The organism is Halomonas citrativorans, from assembly GCF_900163645.1.
GTDB classification, from domain to species: Bacteria; Pseudomonadota; Gammaproteobacteria; order Pseudomonadales; family Halomonadaceae; genus Vreelandella; species Vreelandella citrativorans.
The window spans coordinates 1-24730 of record NZ_FUKM01000013.1 but is presented as its reverse complement, the minus strand read 5'-3'; the positions used below and the strand labels follow the sequence as shown (position 1 = coordinate 24730).

The following is a 24730-nucleotide window of genomic DNA, read 5'->3' as shown; positions in this document are numbered from 1 at the left end:
CTGCACGGCTAGTAAGAAAATCTACTAAATAGCGCTTCTAAAACGCATGATCCGTTTGCCGTCAATGGGATCATCCAGCACGTGGGCATACACCCCGAACGTCTCTTGTAAGCACTGGGTGGTTAGCACGTCATGTGGTTGGCCGCTGGCAATTAGTCGTCCGCCGTCCATCACGCCAATGCGGTCGCACTCCATGGCCTGGTTAAGGTCGTGCAGGGTGATCACAACGGTAATCGGCAATTGCCTGACCAGCTCAAGAATGGAGAGCTGGTGGCGGATATCCAAATGGTTGGTGGGCTCGTCCAGCAGTAGGATTTTTGGTTGCTGGGCCAGTGCCCGGGCAATATGAACGCGCTGGCGCTCACCGCCCGAAAGGGTATGCCAGAGGCGGTCCGCCATGTGCGCCATATCCACGTCATCTAGTGCCTGGCCGACAATCGCATCATCCTCGGCGGACCAGGGGCGCAGCGCGGTGAGAAACGGCGTACGACCCAGTGCAACCACCTGACGTACATGAATTCTATCGGTGGTTTCCGCTTGCTGTTCAACCATCGCGATAGACTGCGCAATATGGCGTTGGCGCATTTTGGCGATCGGCTGGCCGTCCATGTGCACATGGCCCGTTTTGGGTTTGTTTAAACCTGCCAGCAGGCGAAGCAGCGTGGTTTTTCCGGAGCCGTTGGGGCCAATTAAGCCAAAGGTTTGGCCGGGCGCAACGTCCAGGAAAACATCCTTTAAAAGCGTGCGCCCATGCACGCTCCAGCCTAGCTGTTCAGCGGTTAGTTTCATCGGTTCCTCGTGCCGCGAACAAGAATCATCGCAAAGGCCGGCGCGCCGATCAGCGAGGTAATAACCCCAATGGGCAGTACCTGGCCGGGCACCAGGATGCGCGAAAGAATATCCGAGCCAATCAAAAACACGGCGCCAGCAAGTGCTGAAGCGGGCACCAGTCGCGTGTGTTGGGTGCCCACGATAAAACGCATGGCATGGGGAATGACCAAACCGACAAAACCAATAGCGCCCACCATCGACACCATAATGGCTGTCACTAGCGCTACCGCAATAATTAAAAGCCCTCGGATTGGGCGAACGGCGATGCCCATGGACGCCGCGCTGTCGGCGCCGAAGGTAAAGGCATCCAGTGCGCGGCGGTGCCAAAGGCAAATCAGCAAGCCGCCCAGGGCCGCAGGGAAAGCGATAACGACATCACCCCAGCGCACACCGGAAAGATTGCCCAGTAGCCAGAACAGGATGCCGCGGGCCTGCTCGGCGCTGGCCGACTTGGTAATGATGAAGGCGGTCAGCGCGTTAAACAGTTGAGAGCCTGCAATGCCCGCCAGAATAATGGCCCCGGCCGCTTGGGTGCTGCGCCCACCGCCAGTCCCGCTGCTGGCTGCATGGGCAAGCAGTACCACCAGGCCAAAGGCAAGTACTGCCCCGGCAAACGCCCCAGCAGATAAAGTGAAAGCACCCGCACCAAGCCCCGCTACGGTAACGGCTACGGCACCGGTTGAGGCCCCGGCAGAAATACCCATCAAGTACGGGTCCGCCAAGGGGTTACGCAGTAGCGCCTGGAGCACAACCCCGGCCAGCGCCAGCGCGGCGCCGCAACATGCAGCCACAATGGCGCGGCTTAAGCGATAGTTCCAGATAATACCGGCATCAATACGATCAACGGCGTAGTTAGCACCCAGAAGATGATTGGCCAATACCTTGAGAATCGTATTCAAAGGAATCGAGGTTTCACCAATCGCCGTACCGGCGAGCAGTGCTACCAGCAATACCAGGGGGGCAAGCCAAAACCAGTACGCCTGAGAGCGCGGCGCTTGGGTACTTTGCATCGCAACCGCTTTCATAGCGTAAAAGAGGTAGCAGGTAGGGCGGGGAAGGGCTTCATGGGATGGTGTTCCGGGTGCCGATGGATATAAAACTCGACAGACTGCCGAAGACGTGACGATAAAGCACGAAAAACCTTTGCGATTGATGACTTGCTTAAGCGGGGAGGTGGCTACATCCTGGTGCCATCCTCTATAATGCGCGGTTATTGTAGTCATTTTATCGGCGTTTGGCTCTATCGTTATTCTCTTGTCAGTGATGAATAACTTTCACGTGTGTTGCAGTGTCCATGCGTCACTTAATGTATTAGGTTTACCCGCTTGTAAAGTAGGCGCTTTACTCGCTTGTTAGGGCGCTGAGTAGCTCAATATCTTCTTGTTAAATCAAGTTAATGTTCCTTCTGCCCATGGTGATGCCTGTGGTTGAGTTTCCCTTTACCGCCGTCGTCGGCCAGGCATCGCTTAAAAAAGCGTTGCTTCTGAACGTGATCAACCCGCGCATTGGCGGGGTGCTGGTTAGCGGCCCGCGAGGCAGCGCAAAATCGACCCTCGCCCGCGCGTTGGCCGCACTGCTTCCAGAATCAGGTCAGGGCGACAAGTCGCCGTTTGTCACGCTACCGCTGGGCGCCAGCGAAGACCGCCTGACCGGCAGTCTGGACCTGCAAAAGATATTGAACGAGCGTGAAGCTACCTTTCACGAAGGGCTGTTGGCCAAAGCCCATGGCGGCGTTTTGTACGTCGATGAGGTCAATTTGCTCGCCGACATGCTGGTTGATCTGCTGCTGGATGTGGCCGCAAGTGGGGTCAATATCGTCGAGCGCGACGGTATCAGTCACTCCCACGCGGCACATTTTAGCCTGATTGGCACCATGAACCCGGATGAAGGCGAATTACGCCCGCAGTTGCTTGACCGCTTTGGGCTCTGCCTTGAGCAGCCAGCCTCCGTCAGTATTGAAGAACGCATCGCCATCGTGCAGCAACGCGACGCTTTTGATCGTGACCCCGAACGCTTTATCGCCGACTACGCTGATGAGCAGTCAGCCCTGCGTGAACGTATCGAGCAGGCGCGCCGCACGCTTGCTGCCGTTACCGCACCTGACTGGGTTTACGCGCACATCGCCAAGCGCTGTGAAGAGGCAGGCGTTGAAGGCCTGCGTGCCGATGTTACCTGGCACCGCGCCGCCCAGGCCCATGCCGCCTGGCGGGGAAGCGATACGATCACCCAGGACGATGTCGATACCGTTGAGCCTTGGGTACTGGCCCATCGGCGTACGCGTGAAGCACCAACACCGCCGTCTTCTCCACCGCCTTCGTCCACGCCAAATGAAAAGCCTTCTGGCGGTCAGTCGTCTGCTAATGGCTCAGGCGAGCAAGGGCAGTGGGGCGCCATGCCGCCCGTGGCGCAGAATATGCGGGATAGCCAGCCGCTTGATCTCCCTACGCTACGCTTGGCTCCTTCCCTCCACCGGCCTGTGGCTAAGCAGCCGCACTCACTGGGTGGTAGGCGCAAGGGCGATGACTTGGGCCAAGGGCGAACCAGGGCTGCGCTGAGCTCTCGGCCAGACTGGTTTGCTACGCTGATCGCCAATCGCGGCCAATGGCCATGGCGGCAGTTGCGTTATCAAAAAGCGCGCACTGGGCAGCCGGTGCTGCATTTGGTACTGCTGGATACCTCCGGCTCAACGTTGGGTAAGCGCCTGTTGGGCCAGGCCAAGGGTTGGGTCGATAGCCTGACCCGCCAGGCGTACAGCGCTCGCGAGCAGATGGCCGTATTGGGCTTTGGCAACGATACGGTGACACCGTTATTCACCCGCCAACGCGCCCCCAAAAGCCTGGAGGCGACGCTGAATAGTGCCGATGGTGGGGGCGGCACGCCGCTGCGTAAAGTGGTTGAGGAGGCAGGAACGTTGATTCGCCAGTGGCAGCGCCGCGAACCCGGACTGCACATCCGTACCTACTTGATCACCGACGGGCGCACTCGCGAATCCGTTGCAGACCTGCCGAAACTCGGCGACTGCGTGGTGATGGATACTGAATACTCATTTGTAAAACGTGGCCAGGCCGCACGCCTTGCCCAGCAGCTGGGCGCCCACTATTGGGCCATGCCCACCCAGGAGTCAGCATGAGCGATAGCAATCACCAAAACCGCATGCAGCGCAAAAAAGAGGTGGTCGATGAGCGCATCAGCCGCGCCACCGAAGAGCGCGGGGTGCTCATCCTGCTCAAAGGCAACGGCAAGGGTAAAAGCAGCTCGGCGCTCGGCACATTGGCGCGCTCGCTGGGGCATGGTCAGAAAGGCGCGGTCATTCAGTTCATTAAAGGGCGGCGAGAAACCGGTGAATACCTGTTCTTTCGTGACCACCCAAGGCTTGATTGGCACATTATGGGCCAGGGCTTTACCTGGGAAACCCAGGACCGCGAGCGCGATATACAAGCCGCCGAAGCTGCCTGGGAAATCGCCAAGGGGCTGCTGGAAGACCCGGCCTACAACATCATCGTGCTGGACGAAATGAGCTACATGTTCAAGTACGGCTACCTGGACCCGGTGCCGGTGGTCGAGGCTTTAAAACGTCGCCCGGCGCATCAAAACGTGATTATTACCGGGCGCACCATGGCGCAGCCGCTTCAGGAAATCGCCGACACTATCAGCACCGTGCAGGATGAGCGTCACGCGTTTCGCGGCGGCGTTAAAGCCCAGCCGGGGATAGAGTACTGATGAGCACACCTTCCGCCCGCTGCCCTGCGCTGTTTATCTCGGCACCTGCCTCAGGCCAGGGTAAAACCACGGTAACCGCTGGGCTTGCGCGGCTGCTGCGTAATCAGGGCAAGGTGGTGCGGGTATTTAAAACTGGCCCGGACTACCTGGACCCGCAAATACTCGCTCAGGCCTCGGGCCAGCCGGTTGACCAGCTCGATTTATGGATGGCAGGCGAAGCCTACTGCCGCCAGCGCTTTTATGAAGCCGCTGTTGAAGCCGATTTGATTCTGGTGGAAGGCGCCATGGGCCTGTTTGACGGCGAGCCTTCCAGTGCCGATTTAGCCGCGCTGTTCGGCATTCCCATGGCCATTGTGATGGATGTTAAAGGCATGGCCCAAACCGCCGCTGCGCTGGTTACAGGGCTGGCTGGCTTTCGTGACGATATCCATTTTGCCGGGCTGATTGCCAATAACTGTGGCTCGCAGCGCCATCGCGAGCTGATTGAGGGCGCGCTGCCTGAAGCCATATCATTTTTGGCCGCTGTACCACGTGACCCTGAACTGGCACTTCCCGAGCGTCATCTGGGCCTGGTGCAGGCGGAAGAGATTCGCGACGATCTGGAAATTCGCTTTGAAGCCGCCGCGCAGGCGCTGGAAGCCGCAGGGCTGCTGGAGGCGCTCGCCACGCTTTCGCCGGTCAGCTTTAGTGCTTCTACTGAGGCGCTTCCCGCTGTGCCGCAGGCACTGGCTGGGCAGACGATAGGCGTAGCCCGCGATGCGGCGTTCAGCTTTATTTATCAGGCCAACCTGGATCTGCTGGCGCAGATGGGCGCGCAGGTGCGCTTTTTCTCGCCGCTGAGCGATGCCGAACTGCCCGAATGCGATGCCCTTTGGCTACCCGGTGGCTACCCGGAGCTTCATGCGCAGGCGCTTGCGGCGAACACCGCCATGCGCGATGCCATTAAAGGCTTCTTTAGCGCGGGCAAACCCATCCTCGCCGAGTGTGGTGGCATGCTGTATAGCCTGGAAACGCTAACCGACTATGCTGAGAACTCTCACTCTATGCTCGGCTTACTGCCGGGGCACGGTGCCATGCGCGGGCGTCGCGGCTGCCAAGGCATGCAGACTGCCGAGCTGCCCGAAGGGCCGGTTCGCGGCCATGCGCACCATCGCTCAATGGCCGAGCAAACGCCTGAGCCGATTGCTTACGGGCGCCGCCAGCGCCACCCAGCGCCGGGTGAGCCGATCTACCGGGCCGGGCGCCTGACGGCGACCTACTTACATCTGTTTTTCCCGAATAATCCTGCGGCGGTAGCGCGTCTGTTTAGCCACACTTTTGGCAACGATTCAGCGCAGGCCACGGCCGCAAGCTCCCAAATTAAGGAATCCTCGCATGCAGTTAAATAAAATTCCCGCCACGGTTGTGACCGGTTTTCTGGGCAGCGGCAAGACCACCTTGCTGGCCAATATTCTGCGCCAGATTACCGGCAAGCGGATTGCCGTTATCGTCAATGAGTTTGGCGAGCAGGATATCGACTCAAGCCTGCTGCGTAGCTGTGCGCTGGATTGTGACGCAGAAAGTGACGAGGGTGAGCAAATCGCCTCCGGTGAAGACGGCAGCATTTACGAGCTGGCCAATGGCTGCATCTGCTGCACGGTGGAAGAAGAGTTTTTGCCGGTGATGAAACAACTGGTGGCGCGGCGTGATGATATCGACCACATCCTGATCGAAACCAGTGGGCTGGCCTTGCCCAAGCCGCTGGTGCAGGCGTTTAACTGGCCGGAAGTCCGCCAGCACTGCACCGTGGATGCGATTATCACGGTGATCGACGGGCCTGCCGTCGCTGCGGGCCGGTTTGCCAACGACGAAGAAAAAGTTGCCGCCCAGCGCCTGGCTGATGACAGCCTTGATCACGACCCCAGCCTGCGCGAACTGCTGGATGACCAGCTAAGCGCGGCGGATTTAGTGCTGGTCAGTAAAACCGACCTGCTGAACGCCGACGAAAAAGCCCGCGTTGAAGCGCTGGTGCAGGCGCGGGTGCCCGCATCGGTCAAAACGCTGTTTATCGACCAAACGCTAGCGACTGACACGGCCCAGCTGGAAGCCCTGATGGGCATTGGCGCGGCTAGTGAAGAGCATATCGACAAGATTACCAACCATCACGACAAACACCATGCCGAAGGCGCCCATCACGATCACGCCCACGATAACTTTGATTCCTGCGTCATTACGCTGGGCGAAGTCGATGGCGATGAGCTGGCGGCTAAGCTTCAGCATCTGCTGAAAACCCAGGAAATCTATCGCGCCAAGGGCTTTGCGGCAATTCCGGGTAAGCCTATGCGCCGAGTCATCCAGGCCGTTGGTGAGCGGTTGGACGGTTATTTTGACCGCTTATGGCGCCAGGACGAGCCGCGCCAGACCCAACTGGTGATTATTGGCAAAACGCTGAACAGCGATGAAATTCATAAGGCGCTTGCCAGCGCTGAGACGTCGGTAAGCGCCTAATGCATCTTTTCGCCGCCAAACCGGGAGGCTTTGTTGATGATGAAGGCATCATCGACCTACAGCAAAGCCCTGCCGAGGTTGTGATTATGTCCGCCGCTGACAGTAACTTGTCGGCGTTGGCCCAAGCGGTTGATCGCCTGGGCGATGACTACCCCTCGGTGCGGCTGGCGAACTGGATGAACTTGGTGAAACCGGCGGCGTTTGATCTTTACGAAGACCGCGTGCTGGAAAAAGCCCGCTTGGTGGTGGTGTCACTGCTGGGCGGCAAAGGGTACTGGCAATACGGTTACGAGCGGCTTCTGGCCTGGGCGGCTGCCAAGCCCGGGCGCCAACTGATTCTGGTGCCCGGCTGCGATGCCCCGGACGATGCCCTGCTGGAAGACTCCAGTATTGCCTTTGACGATGCCTACCGCGTATGGCGCTACTTGCGCGAAGGTGGCGTGGATAACGCCGAGCAGCTGCTTCGGTTTATCGGAAGCGAATGCCTAGCGCATGAGTACCTGGCGAATGAGTACTCGTGGCAAGAGCCAAAAGTGATCCCGGCGGCGGTAATTTACGCGCCCCAGTCCAACGGCCAGCAGGCGGTCAGCCTAAGCGAGTGGCACAAACAGCGTATTGCAGAGCGCCCGGTGTGCCTGCTGCTGTTTTATCGCAGCCACCTGCAGGGCGCGAATACCGCTGTGCTCGACGGCATGATCGACGCGCTGAAAGCCGAAGGGCTTGAGCCGTTAGCCGTCGCGGTGGCCTCTTTAAAAGAAGGTCCCTGCATCGCGTTTGCCAATCACCTCACTGAGCAAACCGGCGCTATGCTGGTGGTCAATACCACCAGCTTTTCGGTAAACCGTGCCGCCGATGACGCCAATGCAGCAGATGAGCTGGGCAGCAATCTTCATGAGAGCCTTTTTGTCGGGCGGCCGGTGGTGCTTCAGGCGATACTCGCCAGCAGTACGGCGGATGACTGGCAGGGCATGGCCGCAGGCCTGCATAGTCGCGATGTCGCCATGCAGGTAGTGCTACCCGAAATGGACGGGCGAATTATCACCCGCGCCGTTGGGTTTAAAGCCGAAGCGCACTATAACGCTCGCGCCCAGCTCTCAGTCACGCACCACACGCTGCACCCGGAACGCGCTGCCTTTGTCGCCAAACTGGCCCGGCGATTTTGCGCGCTACGCCAAACGCCCAATAGCCAAAAGCGCGTCGCACTGATTATGGCCAACTACCCCAACCGCGATGGGCGTATCGGTAACGGGGTAGGGCTGGATACACCGGCCTCTACGCTGCAAATTCTAAACGCCCTGCAGGATGCTGGTTATCCGCTAAGCGAGCTACCCGAAAGCGGCGATGCGCTGATTCGCCTACTCCAGGGCGCAATCACCAACGATCATGACAGCCTGGATCAGCGCGCCTGCTGGCAAAGTATCAGTGTTGAGGATTATCTGGCCTGGTTTCAAACCCTGCCCGCCGCGCTTCAAAAAACGATATGGACCCGCTGGGGCGCGCCACAAGACGACCCCAAATGCCGCCAGGGGCGGCTAATGATTTCAGGCATCCGCTTGGGCGAAACCTTTGTGGGTATTCAGCCGGAGCGCGACTTTATTGATGACCTGACCCAGTCCTACCACGATATGGAGCTGGCGCCGCCGCATAGCTACCTGGCGTTTTATCTCTGGCTGCGCGAGCACTATCAGGTCGAGGCGGTTATTCATGTGGGCAAGCACGGCAATCTGGAATGGTTGCCGGGTAAAAGCACCGCGCTAAGCGCCGAATGCTGGCCGGATATTGCGCTCGGGCCGATGCCGCATTTCTACCCGTTTATTGTTAATGACCCCGGCGAAGGCGCTCAGGCCAAGCGCAGAAGCCAAGCGGTAATTATCGACCACTTGATGCCGCCGCTGGCGCGCGCCGAACTTTACGGCCCCATGGCTGAGCTTGAAGCGCTTACCGATGAGTATTATCAGGCGCTGGATATGGACCCGCGTCGCGAAGCGCTGATTCGAGAACAGATATTGGCCCACTTGCGGGCAACCGGCATCGATCAGGAACTTGCCCACGCGGTGAATAGCAGCTGCGACAGCGAAATTCTCAATGAGCTGGACACGTTTCTGTGCGATATCAAGGAAGCTCAGATTCGCCACGGCCTGCACATACTGGGCACGCTGCCGCCCGAGGAAAAACGCGCGGCCACGCTGGTAGCACTGCTAAGGCTGCCGCGTGGTGAAGCGGTGGCAAGCCGCGGTTTGCTGCACAATCTGGCCGCTGACTTGGTGCTGGATGAGGACTTCGACCCGCTGGCGGCGGGCAGCGAGCCTTGGCTTGGCCCTAAACCGGCTGTGCTGGCAGGCAAGCTAACCGCTGCCTGGCGAACCGGCGCCGATACCCGCGAGCGGCTGGAACTGCTCGGTGAAGAGCTGGTGGCCGACTATGTGTTGGCCCAAGGTTGCCTTACAACGCTCTCGCAACATTATCCGGCCACGGCAGAGCAGCTTCTATTTGCCCGCGAGCAGCTGTGGTCCGCCATGCAGCAGGGCGTAAAGATGGAGATTGGCTCGCTGTTGGATGGGCTTGAGGGGATTTTCGTGCCCGCCGGGCCGAGCGGTGCGCCGAGCCGGGGGCGGTTGGATACGCTGCCCACCGGGCGCAACTTTTTCAGCGTGGATAACCGCTCGATCCCATCGCCTGCTGCCTGGACGCTGGGTGAAAAGTCCGCCCAGGCGTTTGTCGAACGCTACCTGCAGGATCACGGTGACTACCCGCGCCGCTTGGGGCTCTCCATTTGGGGGACCGCGACCATGCGCACCGGTGGCGACGATATCGCCCAGGCGTTTGCGCTGATGGGCGTGCGGCCCAAATGGTCGTTGGGCTCTCAGCGGGTGATCGATTTTGAAGTGATCCCATCGATGCTACTTAACCGCCCACGGGTGGATGTCACGCTGCGCGTATCTGGCTTCTTTCGCGATGCCTTCCCCAATGTGCTTCGCCTGTTTGATGCCGCCGTGCAAGCGGTTGCCAACTATGCAGAACCAGGCGATAGCAACACCATTCGCGCCGCCGTGCTTGAGCGTCAGCGCACCCTTGAAGCCCAGGGGCTGAGTGCCGAAATGGCCGCCCAGGAAGCGAGCTACCGTATTTTTGGCAGCAAGCCCGGCGAGTATGGCGCAGGCCTGAACCGGCTGATTGAAAACCGTAGCTGGGGTGATGCCGATGACTTGGCCGAGGCCTACCTGGGCACCGGTGCCTACGCTTACGGGCAGTTTGCGGATTCCGGCACCGCTGCACGCGGCGCCTTTGAGCAGCAGATCAAAGGGCTGGATGCGGTGATGCAGAATCAGGATAACCGCGAGCACGATATTCTCGATTCCAACAGCTACTACGCCTTTCAGGGCGGCATGGCCAACGCTACGCGCGCGCTGAGCGGTCAGGCGCCGGAGATTTATCACGCCGACCACGCCAACCCCGCCGTACCCAAAATTCGTACGCTCAAAGAGGAGCTTGCCCGGGTCATTCGCTCGCGCGTGTTGAACCCCAAGTGGATCAACGCCATGCGCGAACACGGCTACAAGGGCGCGTTTGAAATGGCCGCCACGGTCGACTACCTGTTTGCTTACGACGCCACCACGGACCTGGTTGCGGATTACCAGTACGCCCAGGTGAGCGAAGCGCTGGTGCTGGATGAGGCTAATCAGCAGTTTTTACGTGAGCATAATCCGGCAGCGCTTGAAGAGATGGCCGAGCGACTGTTGGAAGCTGCCCAGCGCGGCATGTGGCAGGAACCCGGCGAGCACGGTAACGCGCTGCAAGACCTGCTGCTGGAAATGGACGAAGCCAGGGAAACCGCCAGTTTATGAGCACTAGTCCGCTGATCAAAGGCTGGTGCCCAGGCGCTTGGCGGCCCATGGAAACTGGCGACGGTTGGTTAGTACGCGTGCGCCCGCCACTCGGCCAGCTTTCCAAAGCGCAGATGCTCGCACTGTGCGATGCAGCGGAAACCTATGGCAACGGGCTGATTGAGTTAACCAGCCGCGCCAATATTCAGCTGCGCGGCGTTACGGAAGCCACATGGCCGCCGCTAATGGATTTTTTGGTCGCGCACGAATTGGTCAGCGCGGACCCTACCATTGAGCAGCACCCCCAGTGCCTGCTGGCGCCCGGCTGGCAGGCGGGCGATGACACGCATCAACTTGCCTGCTTATTACAGGCGAGAGGCAGCGAACTGGCCGCGATGCCCAGCAAAGTCGGTATTGCGATTGATGCAGGTGAATTAGCGGTATTGGGAGATACCGCCGCTGATTTTCGAGTTGAGCGGGCAATCGACGGCGGGCTGATAGTGCGCGCCGAAGGCCATGCCTGCGGTACCCCGGTGGGCTCTATTGAGGCGGCCTTTGAGCATTTAATACGCCTGACGCACTGGTTTGTAGAAAGCGGCGGAAATGACGCCGGGCGGATGCAGCGGCATAAAGTGCCGCTTCCCGCGTGGTCACCTGCTAAAATGCGCCCCGCGAGCGCTTGTGCCATGGTGAATGCAACGCAGGGCGCGGTACTGGCGCTTGGCAAGTATCAAGCGGGCATGGTTTACGGGCTGCCGTTTGGGCGCGCAACCGCTGCTGCATTGCGAGCGTCCGTAACGCCCGCGGCGGTGAGTCATGTACGCGTAACGCCGTGGAGACGTTTATGGGTCAAGGGCGCAAGCGGGCCGGTTGAAGGCTTAATCAGCGATAACCAGGATACGCGCTTATTGATGGATGCCTGCCCCGGCGCGCCTTACTGCGCTCAGGCAAGCGTTGCTACCCAGCCGCTGGCTAAACGTGTAGCGCCCGACGTTAAAAGACACAGCGTTCATATATCCGGCTGCGCCAAGGGGTGCGCCCGCCGTTCACCGGCCGACGTGTGCCTGGTCGGTCAGGCAGGCCGATTTAATCTTATTGTTAAGGGTGATGCCCAGAGCACGCCCGTTAAGATAGGCCTCACCGAGACTGAGGTCGTCGAATATTTGGAGAGTTTGGGTGCCCTATACGTATGAAACAAGCGGCCCGGCGATTTACCGGGAATCCTTCGCGATTATCCGTAGCGAGGCCGACCTTGCGCGCTTTTCTGCTGAGGAAGAGACCGTTGCCGTGCGCATGATTCACGCCGCCGGGCTTGTCGAGTTGGCCGCGCATATTCACTTTCAAAATGACGCGGTCAATAAAGCGCGTTCAGCACTCGAACGCGGCGCGCCGATTCTTTGTGATGCACGGATGGTTTCTGAAGGCATCACCCGCAAGCGGCTGCCGGCCAATAACGAGATTATTTGCACACTGAACGATGAGCGCACGCCACACCTCGCCCAGGAAATGGCTAACACCCGTTCGGCCGCAGCACTAGAACTATGGCGCCCGCATTTGGAAGGCGCCGTGGTGGCAATTGGCAACGCGCCCACCGCGCTGTTTCATCTTTTGAACATGCTGGAAGACCCAAGCTGCCCGCGCCCGGCGGCAGTAATCGGCTGCCCGGTAGGCTTTGTAGGCGCCGCTGAATCCAAGGAAGCGCTTTGGGCGACGCCCGTCATTCCCAGCTGCATCGTACGCGGCCGTTTGGGCGGCAGTGCGGTAACGGTCGCGGCCATTAACGCCATGGCGGATCGCGTCGAATGACTCAGGCATCCACACAGGGCACGGTATACGGCGTTGGCCTAGGGCCGGGCAGCCAGGACTTGATGAGTGTACGTTCGGATCGTCTGATTCGCGGCGCCACACATATCGCCTATTTTCGTAAAAAGGGCCGCAAGGGCCATGCGCGAAGCATTGTTGAAGGGCTGTTAGCCCCTGGCACCATTGAGCTGCCGATGGAGTACCCGGTCACCACAGAGATCCCTTTCGACGACCCGCAGTACAACGCGCTGCTCTCGCAGTTTTACTCGCGGTGCGTGGCCCAACTGATCGAGATAGCCAACGCCGGTTACAACGTGGTGGTGCTCTGCGAAGGCGACCCGTTCTTCTATGGCTCGTTTATGCACCTGTATACGCGCCTGCTGAACCAGGTGCCGGTGTCGGTAGTGCCGGGGATTACCGGTATGTCCGCCGCCTGGACGGCGACCGGGCAGCCCATCACCTGGGGCGACGATATTCTGACCGTGCTGATGGGCACGCTGCCGGAAGAAGTGCTCGTTAAACATATCGCCGATACCGACGCGCTGGTGGTCATGAAAATTGGGCGCAACCTGAACAAGTTGCGTCGGGCGCTTAAACAGGCGGGCCGGGAAGACCAGGCGTGGTTGATTGAGTACGCCGCCATGGAACAGCAGCGCGTGCTGCCGTTGGTAGACGTTGGCGAGAGCGTGCCTTACTTCTCGATTGTGCTGATTCACGGTAACGGGAGGCGCCCATGAGCGGCTGGCTAAAAATTGTCGGCCTGGGCCCAGGTGCGGAGGCGATGATTACCCCCGAAGTGTCCGCCGCGCTTCTGGATGCCACCGACGTTGTCGGCTATGTGCCTTACGTTAACCGCGTAGCACCGAGGGAAGGGCTTACGCGCCACGGCTCGGATAACCGCGAAGAGATTCGTCGTGCCGAGCAGGCTTTGCAGCTGGCGTTAGAAGGGCACCGAGTTGTGGTGGTTTCCTCTGGTGACCCTGGCGTATTCGCCATGGCCTCGGCGGTATTTGAAGCGCTGGAAGCGGGCGATGCCGCGTGGCGCGCACTGGATATTCAGGTGCTGCCGGGTATTTCTGCGATGCTGGCGGCCAGCGCCCGTGCGGGTGCGCCGCTGGGGCACGATTTCTGCTGCATCAATTTATCCGACAACTTGAAGCCTTGGGCGCTGATCGAAAAGCGCCTGCGTTTGGCTGTTGAAGCCGATTTTGCGATGGCGTTTTATAACCCGTGCTCAAAATCGCGCCCAGTAGGTTTCGAGCGCACCCTGAAAGTGCTGCGCGAGGCCTGCGAACCCGAACGGTTGGTCATCTTCGCCCGCGCGGTTTCAACGCCTGACGAGTCGATCCGCGTAACGGCATTAAAAGATGCCACCCCGGACATGGCCGATATGCGTACGCTGGTGATTGTCGGTTCAAAACAGACACGGCTGATTGAGCGAGATGGTGAGCCGTTGGTGTATACGCCGCGCTCAGCGCTTTGATCAAGAGCGACCATTAAGCCAGGCAAGCACCTCATCAACGCTATGCACTTCATGGCGAGCGGGCAGCGCCGGGCGATCAATCATGATGACCGGCACGCCGAGCGCGCGGGCGGCGTCAAGTTTGGATACAGCGCCTTCGCCACCAGCGTTTTTGCACACGATGCGCTCGATACGTTGGGTTTTAAGTAGCGCTAAATCGCCTTCCAGCGTGAAAGGGCCTCTATCCACCGTGGTGGTGAAGCGGGCAAGCGGCGGCGGAGCGGTTGGCTGGTCGACCAAACGCAGCACATAGTGGTGTTGAGGCTGCGCGGAAAACGCGGCCAGGTGCATGCGGCCAATGGCAAGCAGCACGCGGTGGGGCGGGCCTTCGAGGGCGTTAACTGCCTCTTCGACACTTGCCACGTGTTGCCAGTTATCGTGAGTGGTGGGCACCCAGGCGGGGCGGGTCAGAGCAATCGCCGGTACGCCGGTTTGCTGGGCAGCGGCCAACACGTTACGGCTCATCTGTGTGGCAAACGGGTGGGTTGCATCAATAATATGGGTGATGCGCTGTTGGGTAATAAAAGCCGCCAAACCGTCGGCGCCGCCGAAACCGCCCACGCGGGTGGGCAATGGCTGCGCTTTAGGCGCGTTAACGCGGCCCGCATAGCTGAACATGGCTGAAAAGCCGCGCTGGCTAACGGCGCTGGCCAAGGCGCTTGCTTCACTCGTACCCCCAAGAATCAGGACGTTTATCATGGCTGAGGTTAACAAGGCTCCGTGGCTCACACTGTTAGGTTGGGGGGAGAGTGGCACAGCGGGCCTGACAGCGGCAAGCCGCGAGCAACTTGAACGTGCCGAAATCGTGTTTGGTGCGCATCGCCATTTGCGCCTTCTTCCCCCGCTAAATGCGGATATTCGCGAATGGCCGGTGCCGTTTCTTGATGGCATCCCCGCACTTCTCAACGAGCGTGGCCACCGTGTAGTCATGCTGGTTTCCGGCGACCCGTTTTGGTTTGGAGCAGGCACCAGCCTGGCGCGCCACCTGGAGGCCGGCGAATGGGTCGCTGTGCCATCGCCCTCGACCTTTAGCCTAGCGGCGGCTCGGTTGGGCTGGGGGCTTGAGCACTGCACCTGCCTGGGCCTTCACGCCAAACCGCTTACCCGCCTTCGGCCTTACCTGCAAAGCGGCAGGCGCTTACTAGTGCTGTTGCGCGATGGCGCCGCCGTGGCTGAATTGGCCGCGCTGGTGAAAACGTTCGGCTTTGGGGATTCCCGGCTCAACGTGCTGGAAGCTCTGGGCGGTGAAGATGAGCGCATCCGCACGCTGCGCATGGGTGACACGCTACCCGAGGATATCGCCCACCCGGTGGCGGTGGGCATTGAAGTCGCCGGTAACGGCCCCGCGCTTCCCTTAACGCCTGGCTTGGCCGATAGCTTTTTTGAGCATGATGGGCAGATCACCAAGCAGGCCGTGCGTAGCTTAACGCTTTCGGCACTTGCCCCCAGGTTTGGGGAGCGGCTGTGGGATATTGGTACTGGCTCTGGCTCCATCGCCATTGAGTGGTTGCTGGCCCACCCGGATAATCAGGCCATCGGCTTCGAGCAACACCCGGAGCGCGCCGCGCGGGCACGACGTAATGCAGAAAACCTCGGCGTTGATTGGCTGGAGGTAAACGAAGGCCGCGCCCCGGAGGTGTTTGAGAATGCGCCGCTGCCTGATGCGGTGTTTATCGGCGGCGGGCTTTCTCAGAAACTGCTGGACGCTTTATGGCAGGTGTTGCCTAGTGGCACGCGCGTAGTGGCCAATGCGGTCACGCTGGAATCCGAAGCGCTGCTGGTGCACTGGCAGCAACAGGCGGGCGGCGAACTGCTGCGCCTAGAGCTGGCCCACGCCGCACCCATGGGCACACGTCGGGGCTGGAAATCCAGCTACCCAATTGTGCAGTGGCGTGGCGTTCGATGACCAAGCAAACAGTGGCTAGGCAGGCGCTTAAAGTCGCAGGGTTCGGCTTTCGCCAGCAGGCAACGCTTGAATCACTGGAACAGGCGCTGGATCAATTGATTGCCGAGTACGGCCCTATCGACCAGTTGGCGGCAGCGCACAGTATGCTGCCACTGGTTGAAGCGCTGGGCAGTGCCCGCCACATCCCGGTAGTAGGCGTAGCGGACGAAGCGCTGGCAAGCGTTACCACGCTGACCCACTCCGCCTACAGCCTGCGCGAAAAAGGCACCGGCAGCGTGGCGGAGGCCGTAGCGCTGTTGGCCGCAGGCAGCGGGGCGCGGCTTTTAGGCCCACGCACAGTTTCAAACGATAGAAAGGCCACGGCCGCGGTGGCAACCACAGCGGCGCAAGGAGTTGGATTATGACGGTTCATTTTATTGGCGCAGGTCCCGGCGCGCCGGATCTATTGACGCTGCGCGGGCGCGATTTAATTGCCGCCTGCCCGGTGTGCCTGTATGCGGGTTCACTGGTGCCCGAGCAAATTCTTGGGCACTGCCCAGAAGGCGCCCGCATCATCAACACCGCGCCGCTGTCACTCGATGAGATTATGCAGGAAATTCAAACCGCCCACGCCGCAGGCCAGGATATCGCCCGGCTGCACTCCGGCGATTTATCGGTGTGGTCCGCGATGGGCGAACAGCTGCGCCGCCTGCGCGAGCTTGATATTCCCTACAGTGTTACCCCCGGCGTGCCTTCCTTTGCGGCGGCGGCGGCAACGCTCGGCCAAGAGCTTACACTTCCCGGCGTAGCGCAATCCGTAGTGCTGACCCGCACGCCGGGCCGGGCCAGTGCCATGCCGGAAAACGAGACGCTGGCCAACTTCGCCCGCACAGGCGCCACGCTTGCCATTCATCTCTCCATTCACAACCTGACCCAGGTGGTGGAAAGCCTGGCGCCCCATTACGGCGAAGAGTGCCCGGTAGCGATTGTATGGCGGGCCAGCTGGCCGGATGAGCATGTGGTGCGCGGGCGCTTATCGACGGTGGAAGCCCTGATCGATAACACGCTCACGCGCACGGCGCTGATTCTGGTAGGGCCGGTACTTGAATCCCAGGACTTTCAGGAAAGCAGCCTGTACGCGGTAGGCTACGACCGCCGCTTTCGCCCGCAGTCCGCCGACTCGCCGTTTGCCAGCAGCACCGAGGGTGAAGGGGACGGCGCATGATTACGCTCTCGCTGATCGGCATTGGTACCGGCAACGTTGACCACGTAACGCTCGCGGCGGTTCGCGCCCTCAACGAGGCCGAAGTGATTCTGCTGCCGCGCAAGGGCGAGGCGAAATCGGACCTTATCGACCTGCGCCGCGTGCTGTGTGAACAGCTCCTTAATGAAGCGGCCAGTACCCGCATCGTCGAGTTCGATTTACCCACCCGCGATCCCGAACGCCAGTACCTAAGCGCAGTAGACGAGTGGCATAACGCCATTGCCAGCGTATGGGCCGAGCTGATGGATAAGCACCTGCCCGGCGGCGGGCGCGTCGGCATGCTGGTATGGGGTGACCCTTCGCTCTATGACAGCAGCCTGCGCATCGCCAAGCGCCTGACGGACAGCGGCCGCGCCGTTGAGGTCAAGGTAGTGCCGGGCATTACCAGCCTGCAAGTGCTCACCGCCGAGCACAAAATCCCCCTGAATGCGCTCGCCGAACCCATCCAAATCACCACCGGCCGCCGCCTGCGCGAACGTGGCTGGCCTAATGATGCCGCCACAGTAGCAGTAATGCTCGACAGCGGCGGGGCGTTTACTACGTTGCCACAAGCTGATACTTACATTTGGTGGGGCGCCTACTTAGGGATGGATAAACAGTGCCTCATCAACGGCCCGCTAAGCGAGGTAAGCGACGAGATTGTCGAGCGCCGCGCCGCGCTGCGTGAAGCGCATGGCTGGATTATGGATATCTACATACTCGCCAAACAGCCACTGCTGTAACGCCGGTATGAAATTGGAATGTTTTTCCATAAAATGGCTCTATACACTTAACACGTGATTATCAGGAGAGCGATATGAGCTTTTACGTTTATTTATCTGGCGAGATCCACACCGACTGGCGCGAAGAAATCCAACGCGGCGCAGAAGCCGCGGGCCTGGATATCGTATTTACCGCCCCCGTCACCGACCACGATGCCAGTGATGCCGCCGGTGATCACTTGGGCGAGCAAAGCAACCAGTTCTGGCGTGACCACCAATCCTCCAAAGTCAACGCTATCCGCACCCGCACGCTGATCGAACAAAGCGATTTAGTCGTGGTGCGCTTCGGCGACAAATACAAGCAGTGGAACGCCGCGTTTGATGCAGGCTACTGCTCCGCACTCGCTAAGCCCTATATCACTTTGCACTCTGAGGATATCGTTCACCCGCTGAAAGAAGTGGATGCCGGTGCGCAAGCCTGGTGCACCACCACCGACCAGGTCGTCGAAACCCTCAAGTACGTGTTGAAAGCATAACGCAAGCCATCCTACTGCAGGCCAACTTGGCCTGCAGCCCTCTTTATTGGGGCTGCTAAAGACTGGTTTTGTGGGAGCCCGCTTCAGCGCGCGAAAGGCCCCGCCCCAAGAATCATCACAAGTAGCGTGGCGTAACGTTTGGCGAGGCACGAGCCAATAAGGCACCCGCGAAGGGCAGCGCTAGCTGCCCCGATGTCATTGCTAATGCAGCCCTTCTATCTCAAAAACTGACATCAGATTTTCCTCACCGCGCCCGATTCTTCCCAGTGACCTCGCTGCACTACGACCTATTGCTGAGCGCTGTCATGAAATTACCACGTGACCGAAGGTAAATTTGTGAATAGAGTATGATTGAAATAAGCAAAACGAGCGGGCACGCGAATGATGAATATGCTGTCTGGTAGCTTTGAGAAACTATATGAAACAGTGAGTTATGGCTTTTGTGTAGGCAGTATAACATCAAGGAATGTGCTGGCGCGTTTATTGGTGTCATGTGGCTGGGTGTATAATCACTGTTATACGCAAATCAAGGGGGCAAAGTTGTTTAAAATGGTTCTTTTGAGAAATCAGTTAAACTGACACACCTTGATCCGTGGTGCAGCTAAATTTAAGGATTATTTATGGGGATTGTCGTAAGAGTCCTTGAAGCAAATCATGGGGACTGTATTTTAGTCAGTCATCAGGGGGCTTCGGGTACCTTCAATATTTTAATTGATGGAGGGACATCAACGACTTTTAAGCATGGACCAAGGCAGCGTTATGACGGGGCACTATGCAAAGTATTAGATGAACTCAAAAATAAAGGACAACACATAGATCTAGCGGTATTGACCCATGTTGATGACGATCACATTCATGGTTTGATAAAGGCATTCGAAACACCTGATTATCTAAGTGAACTCGTTAAATCTATTTGGTTCAACTCATCTCGTTTAATTACACAACATTTTAATGCACCTGAAATTCCGGAAAATAATATTCTATTGACCGACGATTCTCCTCAAACAAGTGTTCAGCAGGGGAAAGAGCTTGAAACAATGCTTGATGAAATTGGATGTGAGCGAGCTCCTCTCATTAAGGCTGGGCAAGTTCATGAAGTCGGTCCGTTCAAATTGACAGTACTGTCCCCTAGTCACAATCAGCTAGAGCGTTTATTACACAAATGGCCTTCTGAAGATGAGTCAGGTGCAACAGCAGCCCACGATAATGATTACCAGCTTTCTCTAAAAGAAATTTGGGAAGCTGATAAGTTTGAGTCAGACTCATCCGTTTACAATGGCAGTTCAATCGCATTTTTAATGGAAGTAGACAGTACAAAAATGCTCTTTCTTGGAGATGCACATGACCAAGTTGTAGTTGAGAGCATAAAGGTATTAGGTTTTAGTAAGGCTAATAAGCTTCAAATTGATCTCGTGAAGATTTCACATCACGGTAGCCAATATAATACTAGTTCTGAATTTCTTTCTCTACTCCAATCATCTCGTTACGTAATTTCGACCAATGGTTCGAGGCATGGTCTGCCAAACAAGAGAGTCATCGCTAGAATTATTAAGGAAACAAATGGCCAGATTTGTTTCAATTATAGCGATGTCATTAAGCCACTGCTCTTAGTGCATGAAGTTGAAGATTATGCCTCTCGTTTAGAAGTGCTAGATAAGGAGATCCGACTTTAATATGACGGCCTCCGAAATTATGCAGTCGTACTGCGTTAAAGTGAATGGTGGAAGTGGAGTATTAGTAAATGCTATGACGCATGAGTACTCTTATGTATTGACTGCTGCTCATGTAATTCTTGAAAAACAGGATGATATTGTTGTCCATGATTACCAAGATAACCCACTGACCGTTTTAGCTGTACTCCCCCAAAATCTGCCTACACAACATATGATAAAGGAAGAGTCTCAGCGTTATGACTTTGCAATTTTAAAGGTTGATTATCAGGAATGAGTAGCACAAAAATGTCTTCCTGCTTTAGACTTGATCGAGCGTGCCGCACTTACTCTTGTAGGGTTCCCTGAAACAGAGAGAAATTCCTCGAACCCGATTAAAGAACATACAGGTAATAAGGCCAGTGTTGCTAATGAACTAGTTGTTATGAACTTAGATGGCATTCCAGGAACTGGAACGATCAAAGGTATGTCTGGTGGTGGCGTTTACCATGTTCAAGATGGGAAACCATTACTTATAGGTATTGAATTTAAAATGGATGGCACCGGGCAGGAGCAACAATATGGTCGCGTTCAGTGCCACAGTCTTGCAAAGTTTGAAGAAATCATAACTACACATTCAAGTGCGCCAATGATCCCAGCCTATTTGGAGTGTTTTTCAAATATGCGGGACAAGATATTCTCATTTAATGTTGCTGACCAAAATAATGTATCTGACCTTAAAGTAGAGCTTAAAAAGGCGGCCGACTATTTAATCGCGAATGGTTTGCTACCACCTTATAAAATAATGGAACAATATCATTCAGAACTGTTGGTCGACCCTAAGAACCTAGGAGAGCTTAAAACATATAAATTGTGGGTGGCATATTTAGAATTTTTAGTGATTAGCGTTTTGATTGACCAATCGGAAGGGGCAGATGATGCCTACCTCAAAGGTTTAGAGCGGAAGCGTCGATTAATTTATACAAGCGATGGTACTAATTGGATTAGTCGTTTGGAAGACTTGCTTAAGACGGCTCGCAGGCTTTTAGATAAAAATGGAACTTTGATAGTTGCTTCTCCTGAACCAGCAGCACACGTTTTACCTAAAACTTTTAAGCTAGAGAAGGTTATAGGAAACATATCTGTTGTGCCCAATCAAGGACCGTTCCCCTCAATAGATTCAATCGATTCATTTGAAAATGCAATCTTGAAAAGTTTCAAATTGATCCATTTAGAAGGACTTCGCCGCGAGTGCGTGGTCGAAATTGAAGATGAATATACTAGTGTACAACCGGGCAAGCCGAAATCGGGTCTTTTGAGGGAAAAGCTAATTGAATTTATTAATTAAAGAAACCGACTTGGGATTTTTGTCTTCTCAATACGAAAATATCCAGTTTCATATGTTTCGTTCTGATGATCATCTTTCTTTCATATCCTGCTTGGCATGCGTATGTAAAACTTCAAGTGATATTGTCGAAAATTGGCGAACTATCCAAAATCTGGTGGCTGTATATTATCAAAGATCTGGTGGCTTTGATGCTTGGAATATGTATTTAGCATTTGTTTCTGCTGAAAACGTTCCTACATGGGAAAAATACGAAATCGAAAACAATAAGTTTTTAGCTCGGAAAATAGTACTGGATGGGCTTCAAGAAATCCCAAACATAAATCAGTTAATTATTGAACTAGAGAAACAGTTGTTAGGTTCAGATCTTACACTCGAAACTCGATCTAGCCATGTAAAAGAAAACTTTACGCACTTAGAAAATTATTATCGTGGTGCCCCTTTAGATTCTAAAAGTGAGTCTAGAGAAAAGCGAGCATCGATAATTAATAACATAATTGAAAGCTTGAGCAAAAATGAAAATTAAAAAAGTTGAGATTGAAGCCTTTCGAGCTTACCAATCAAAATTAGATAGCACTTTTGATTTTACAAACGATAGGGATGAAGCAGCAAACTTTGTCGCGATCTATGCTCCAAATGGCTTTGGAAAAAGCTCTTTTTATGATGCAGTAGAATGGGCTGTTACCAATCGTATAAAAAGGCTACAAGGTTATCAAAACGAAGCTAAATCGACTAAAAATCCCGATGAAGGACTTAAAGTTTTACGTAACACATGCGTAGATAAAAACACTCCGACGTCTGTCATACTAACCACCAATGATCAGAAAGTCTTTGAACGTAATCTTCCTAAGATACGTAAGACTCAGAACGACATATCTCTAGGTGAGAGAGAAAATGACTTCTTTCGGCATGCCATACTAAGTCAAGACGAAATAGAGGGATTTCTTAGAGAAGATAATCCGCAAGATCGCTATACCAAGTTCATGGAAAGCTTCGGTGGCGATATAGAGACTGCTCGCAAGGAGTTGTCTGCACTCATAAATGATAATAAATATGAGTTAAATATTATCAAGAAGAAACGTAAATCTTTGCAAGAGGAATTGAAGCAACCAATTGATGTTTCGATATTTAAGAAGTTTAATTCAGTTGCGACTGAACTCAACTCTTTGGGTGAGAATATTGTATTGCCTAACGAAGCCATTTCACCTCAAGAGCTTCATCAACTTGATGAAAGCCTTGTATCACGACAACACGAACTGAACACGTCATTCAACGAAAATAATGAAATACTTGAATCATTGTCTGGGCGTTTAAGCCAAATACCTGAGGTGAAAATTCATCTTGGCTATCAAGCAAAGCAAAAGGATAGACTTGCATGGCTTTTGAAAGGTATTGCTGACGCTAACAAATATCAAGGATTACTAGATTCTCACGAGAAGTGTGTAGAAGATCAGAAGCAGGCGAATGTCCGCCTTAAAAAATTAATTGAGCTGGTTAAAAGTGCTGGTTATTTTTTAAAAACGGAATCTCGCATTAAGGAAATAACTAAAAACAAAAGCGCTTTAACTGAAGAGTGCTCAAAGCTAACTGCTGATTTGGCGGGATTTCAGGAGAGTCTAAAGGGGTTAGACCAAGAGCTAAAGATATATGACGAAAAAGCTTCACTTCTCAAAGGAACGTTGGAAGGCTCTGATATAGCTTATGCCGAGCTCTCGCAAAATAAACCGCAGCGTGATGTTTTAAGTCAAAAAATTGCCAATAAGCAAACTGAAATTCAGGAAAACAAGATTCGACTAGAAAAATTAAGTGGTGAGCTGGGCGAACTATCCGAGGTAAAGGTGACATCTAGTTCGTTACTAGCTGGAAATGTTGGAGTCTTTATTTTTGAGCAAGAAAAAATCGAACGTATCGCCAAATGCCATACTGAACTTGACTTGCTGCGAGTCCATGAGAAGACTTTGCGGGCTACTCAGAAGGCCTTAATTGAGCAGATGGACTTTCATCAAAAGTTGATTTCAATAGGCTTGGACTACCTTGGTATTGAGCCCTCCAATACTTGTCCTTTGTGTACTGCTCCACATTTATCGCCCGACGAACTAATTGGTAAAGTTAAAAGCCAAAATCTGGAGTCTGAACTTAGTCGAGAGAACTCCAATAGGATTAGGGAGTCTTCATCACGGCAGAAAGAACTTAGTGACGAAATTCAAAAAATCATTCAGCAAGCTTTAGAAGCGCAGGGTTATCAACTCTCAAGTCTTCGTAATAAATTAAATGAAGTAAAAGTAAAACTTACTAAAGCTGAGCAAGAAAAGGCTGTCTTTGAAGATGAGTTTAAGAAATTAGAGAATAGAAACTCTGAACTTAAAAAGTTAGTTCGGGGGCTGCCGAAGCAAGAGCTTTTAACTAGAGTGGAGGCCGAACTTGGTCAGTTATCTGAGAAGAGACTAAACCTGATAAAGCAACAAAAAAAACTCACTGCGGAAATGCAGGAAACAACTGAGTCGCTTAAATCAAAGCGAGTAGAGTTGAGTCAGCTAGAGTCTGAAATGACGACTAAAAAAATTGATCATGTTTATGTGTCAGTGTTAGCGTATTTAAATGAAAACTCTATTGCTGTTAAAGATATTAAGTTGCATTTAGGAGTAAAAAGGAGTGAACTTGAATCGATCGTAGAAGAATACAAAACTTTATGCGAATCCCTAGTGAGTCAGTGCCACGACTTACAGCAAAAAATGATAGCTGATGGGACCTGGGTGGAAATTTCACACTTGAAGAAAGAAAAGGAAACCCTAGATGTAGCTCTTTCTAAGTCTCAAACAGCGGTTAATGCATATTATGATAGCTTAAAAAATATTGCTAGTATTAGCTCTGAGATCACACTGGAACAAGTACAAGTTATAATTACAACTAAAGCTGAAGAGTGTCGGGTTCGTTCTCAGAAGCTTAAAGAGTTGATGAATGGTTTTAAGTTGCTATTGGAGCTTATGGTTTCATTCAAGCCTTACATAAAACATATGTCTACTCAGAAAGAACTCGACGCCTTGGTCTGTCAACTTGAACGAAGAAATAAAGTTGACGAAAAATTAGAAAAAGAAAAATCAATAATAGTAAGTGATCATGCATAAATTATAGTGTATAAAGAACAAAGACCCAACAGAGTAAA

22 protein-coding genes are annotated in these 24730 nt (G+C 54.9%); 19 read left to right on the top strand and 3 right to left on the bottom strand.

Annotated features, from left to right (window positions below; all coding sequences use genetic code 11):
• Nucleotides 1-24: 24 nt before the first annotated feature.
• Both CZ787_RS03155 and CZ787_RS03150 read right to left on the bottom strand, forming a co-directional pair.
• Nucleotides 25-789, bottom strand: a complete 765-nt coding sequence (locus CZ787_RS03155; protein WP_087106105.1) for an ABC transporter ATP-binding protein — start codon at nucleotides 787-789, stop codon at nucleotides 25-27.
• On the bottom strand, nucleotides 786-1841 hold the full coding sequence (locus CZ787_RS03150; protein WP_087106103.1) for a FecCD family ABC transporter permease: 1056 nt from the start codon (nucleotides 1839-1841) through the stop codon (nucleotides 786-788). Before CZ787_RS03150 ends, CZ787_RS03155 begins: the two co-directional genes overlap by 4 nt.
• Nucleotides 1842-2248: 407 nt before the next feature.
• Here CZ787_RS03150 and CZ787_RS03145 point away from each other — a divergent pair, with 407 nt between their 5' ends.
• Genes CZ787_RS03145 through cobJ form a run of 9 tightly spaced genes read left to right on the top strand, consistent with a single transcriptional unit; the run spans nucleotide 2249 to nucleotide 14148 of the window.
• On the top strand, nucleotides 2249-3961 hold the full coding sequence (locus CZ787_RS03145; protein WP_254908548.1) for an AAA family ATPase: 1713 nt from the start codon (nucleotides 2249-2251) through the stop codon (nucleotides 3959-3961).
• Nucleotides 3958-4551, top strand: coding sequence for a cob(I)yrinic acid a,c-diamide adenosyltransferase (gene cobO, locus CZ787_RS03140; protein ID WP_087106098.1), 594 nt, complete (start codon nucleotides 3958-3960; stop codon nucleotides 4549-4551). The genes CZ787_RS03145 and cobO overlap by 4 nt, the downstream gene beginning before the upstream one ends.
• Complete coding sequence (locus CZ787_RS03135) at nucleotides 4551-5939, top strand: cobyrinate a,c-diamide synthase (RefSeq protein WP_087106096.1); 1389 nt, start codon at nucleotides 4551-4553, stop codon at nucleotides 5937-5939. Before cobO ends, CZ787_RS03135 begins: the two co-directional genes overlap by 1 nt.
• Nucleotides 5926-7038 carry a cobalamin biosynthesis protein CobW gene (cobW, locus tag CZ787_RS03130; protein ID WP_087106094.1) on the top strand — a complete coding sequence of 371 codons (1113 nt, stop codon included), beginning with the start codon at nucleotides 5926-5928 and terminating at the stop codon, nucleotides 7036-7038. Before CZ787_RS03135 ends, cobW begins: the two co-directional genes overlap by 14 nt.
• Entirely contained in the window at nucleotides 7038-10883 is a 3846-nt protein-coding gene (cobN, locus tag CZ787_RS03125; RefSeq protein ID WP_087106092.1) for a cobaltochelatase subunit CobN, read from the top strand. Before cobW ends, cobN begins: the two co-directional genes overlap by 1 nt.
• A complete protein-coding gene (locus CZ787_RS03120; protein ID WP_087106090.1) occupies nucleotides 10880-12055 on the top strand; it encodes a cobalamin biosynthesis protein CobG in 1176 nt (391 codons plus the stop codon). Before cobN ends, CZ787_RS03120 begins: the two co-directional genes overlap by 4 nt.
• Nucleotides 12039-12668, top strand: a complete 630-nt coding sequence (locus CZ787_RS03115; protein ID WP_087106088.1) for a precorrin-8X methylmutase — start codon at nucleotides 12039-12041, stop codon at nucleotides 12666-12668. Before CZ787_RS03120 ends, CZ787_RS03115 begins: the two co-directional genes overlap by 17 nt.
• A complete protein-coding gene (gene cobI / locus CZ787_RS03110; protein WP_087106086.1) occupies nucleotides 12665-13402 on the top strand; it encodes a precorrin-2 C(20)-methyltransferase in 738 nt (245 codons plus the stop codon). Before CZ787_RS03115 ends, cobI begins: the two co-directional genes overlap by 4 nt.
• On the top strand, nucleotides 13399-14148 hold the full coding sequence (gene cobJ, locus CZ787_RS03105) for a precorrin-3B C(17)-methyltransferase (RefSeq protein WP_087106084.1): 750 nt from the start codon (nucleotides 13399-13401) through the stop codon (nucleotides 14146-14148). The genes cobI and cobJ overlap by 4 nt, the downstream gene beginning before the upstream one ends.
• Here the strand turns inward: cobJ and CZ787_RS03100 are convergent, their stop codons facing one another.
• Complete coding sequence (locus tag CZ787_RS03100) at nucleotides 14149-14886, bottom strand: cobalt-precorrin-6A reductase (protein WP_087106082.1); 738 nt, start codon at nucleotides 14884-14886, stop codon at nucleotides 14149-14151. It lies immediately after the preceding gene.
• Between CZ787_RS03100 and cbiE the strand changes: the two genes are divergently transcribed.
• From cbiE to CZ787_RS03055, 10 genes are all read left to right on the top strand, one after another.
• Nucleotides 14885-16093 carry a precorrin-6y C5,15-methyltransferase (decarboxylating) subunit CbiE gene (cbiE, locus tag CZ787_RS03095; RefSeq protein ID WP_087106080.1) on the top strand — a complete coding sequence of 403 codons (1209 nt, stop codon included), beginning with the start codon at nucleotides 14885-14887 and terminating at the stop codon, nucleotides 16091-16093. The two genes, CZ787_RS03100 and cbiE, sit on opposite strands and share 2 nt — an antisense overlap.
• Nucleotides 16090-16497 (top strand): cobalamin biosynthesis protein, encoded by a 408-nt coding sequence (locus CZ787_RS03090; RefSeq protein WP_087106078.1) that lies wholly within the window; start codon nucleotides 16090-16092, stop codon nucleotides 16495-16497. Before cbiE ends, CZ787_RS03090 begins: the two co-directional genes overlap by 4 nt.
• A complete protein-coding gene (cobM, locus tag CZ787_RS03085; protein ID WP_087106076.1) occupies nucleotides 16494-17297 on the top strand; it encodes a precorrin-4 C(11)-methyltransferase in 804 nt (267 codons plus the stop codon). The genes CZ787_RS03090 and cobM overlap by 4 nt, the downstream gene beginning before the upstream one ends.
• Nucleotides 17294-18058 carry a precorrin-6A synthase (deacetylating) gene (cobF, locus tag CZ787_RS03080; protein WP_087106074.1) on the top strand — a complete coding sequence of 255 codons (765 nt, stop codon included), beginning with the start codon at nucleotides 17294-17296 and terminating at the stop codon, nucleotides 18056-18058. Before cobM ends, cobF begins: the two co-directional genes overlap by 4 nt.
• A 74-nt stretch (nucleotides 18059-18132) precedes the next feature.
• Complete coding sequence (locus CZ787_RS03075) at nucleotides 18133-18573, top strand: YtoQ family protein (protein WP_087106072.1); 441 nt, start codon at nucleotides 18133-18135, stop codon at nucleotides 18571-18573.
• Between the two features lie 620 nt (nucleotides 18574-19193).
• On the top strand, nucleotides 19194-20246 hold the full coding sequence (locus tag CZ787_RS03070; protein ID WP_087106070.1) for a ComEC/Rec2 family competence protein: 1053 nt from the start codon (nucleotides 19194-19196) through the stop codon (nucleotides 20244-20246).
• A gap of 1 nt (nucleotide 20247) precedes the next feature.
• Nucleotides 20248-20520 (top strand): serine protease, encoded by a 273-nt coding sequence (locus CZ787_RS18925; protein ID WP_217883836.1) that lies wholly within the window; start codon nucleotides 20248-20250, stop codon nucleotides 20518-20520.
• A gap of 30 nt (nucleotides 20521-20550) precedes the next feature.
• Nucleotides 20551-21570 (top strand): ABC-three component system protein, encoded by a 1020-nt coding sequence (locus CZ787_RS03065; protein WP_217883835.1) that lies wholly within the window; start codon nucleotides 20551-20553, stop codon nucleotides 21568-21570.
• Complete coding sequence (locus tag CZ787_RS03060; protein WP_087106068.1) at nucleotides 21554-22093, top strand: ABC-three component system middle component 1; 540 nt, start codon at nucleotides 21554-21556, stop codon at nucleotides 22091-22093. The genes CZ787_RS03065 and CZ787_RS03060 overlap by 17 nt, the downstream gene beginning before the upstream one ends.
• Nucleotides 22083-24692, top strand: a complete 2610-nt coding sequence (locus CZ787_RS03055) for an AAA family ATPase (protein ID WP_087106066.1) — start codon at nucleotides 22083-22085, stop codon at nucleotides 24690-24692. The genes CZ787_RS03060 and CZ787_RS03055 overlap by 11 nt, the downstream gene beginning before the upstream one ends.
• The last annotated feature ends 38 nt before the right edge of the window (nucleotides 24693-24730 follow it).

Bases quoted from the DNA above. Each gene is read 5' to 3' on its own strand.
- CZ787_RS03155 (WP_087106105.1), bottom strand. From the start codon at position 789: ATGAAACTAACCGCTGAACAGCTAGGCTGGAGCGTGCATGGGCGCACG.
- CZ787_RS03150 (WP_087106103.1), bottom strand. From the start codon at position 1,841: ATGCAAAGTACCCAAGCGCCGCGCTCTCAGGCGTACTGGTTTTGGCTT.
- CZ787_RS03145 (WP_254908548.1), top strand. From the start codon at position 2,249: ATGCCTGTGGTTGAGTTTCCCTTTACCGCCGTCGTCGGCCAGGCATCG.
- cobO (WP_087106098.1), top strand. From the start codon at position 3,958: ATGAGCGATAGCAATCACCAAAACCGCATGCAGCGCAAAAAAGAGGTG.
- CZ787_RS03135 (WP_087106096.1), top strand. From the start codon at position 4,551: ATGAGCACACCTTCCGCCCGCTGCCCTGCGCTGTTTATCTCGGCACCT.
- cobW (WP_087106094.1), top strand. From the start codon at position 5,926: ATGCAGTTAAATAAAATTCCCGCCACGGTTGTGACCGGTTTTCTGGGC.
- cobN (WP_087106092.1), top strand. From the start codon at position 7,038: ATGCATCTTTTCGCCGCCAAACCGGGAGGCTTTGTTGATGATGAAGGC.
- CZ787_RS03120 (WP_087106090.1), top strand. From the start codon at position 10,880: ATGAGCACTAGTCCGCTGATCAAAGGCTGGTGCCCAGGCGCTTGGCGG.
- cobI (WP_087106086.1), top strand. From the start codon at position 12,665: ATGACTCAGGCATCCACACAGGGCACGGTATACGGCGTTGGCCTAGGG.
- cobJ (WP_087106084.1), top strand. From the start codon at position 13,399: ATGAGCGGCTGGCTAAAAATTGTCGGCCTGGGCCCAGGTGCGGAGGCG.
- cbiE (WP_087106080.1), top strand. From the start codon at position 14,885: ATGGCTGAGGTTAACAAGGCTCCGTGGCTCACACTGTTAGGTTGGGGG.
- CZ787_RS03100 (WP_087106082.1), bottom strand. From the start codon at position 14,886: ATGATAAACGTCCTGATTCTTGGGGGTACGAGTGAAGCAAGCGCCTTG.
- CZ787_RS03090 (WP_087106078.1), top strand. From the start codon at position 16,090: ATGACCAAGCAAACAGTGGCTAGGCAGGCGCTTAAAGTCGCAGGGTTC.
- cobM (WP_087106076.1), top strand. From the start codon at position 16,494: ATGACGGTTCATTTTATTGGCGCAGGTCCCGGCGCGCCGGATCTATTG.
- cobF (WP_087106074.1), top strand. From the start codon at position 17,294: ATGATTACGCTCTCGCTGATCGGCATTGGTACCGGCAACGTTGACCAC.
- CZ787_RS03075 (WP_087106072.1), top strand. From the start codon at position 18,133: ATGAGCTTTTACGTTTATTTATCTGGCGAGATCCACACCGACTGGCGC.
- CZ787_RS03070 (WP_087106070.1), top strand. From the start codon at position 19,194: ATGGGGATTGTCGTAAGAGTCCTTGAAGCAAATCATGGGGACTGTATT.
- CZ787_RS18925 (WP_217883836.1), top strand. From the start codon at position 20,248: ATGACGGCCTCCGAAATTATGCAGTCGTACTGCGTTAAAGTGAATGGT.
- CZ787_RS03055 (WP_087106066.1), top strand. From the start codon at position 22,083: ATGAAAATTAAAAAAGTTGAGATTGAAGCCTTTCGAGCTTACCAATCA.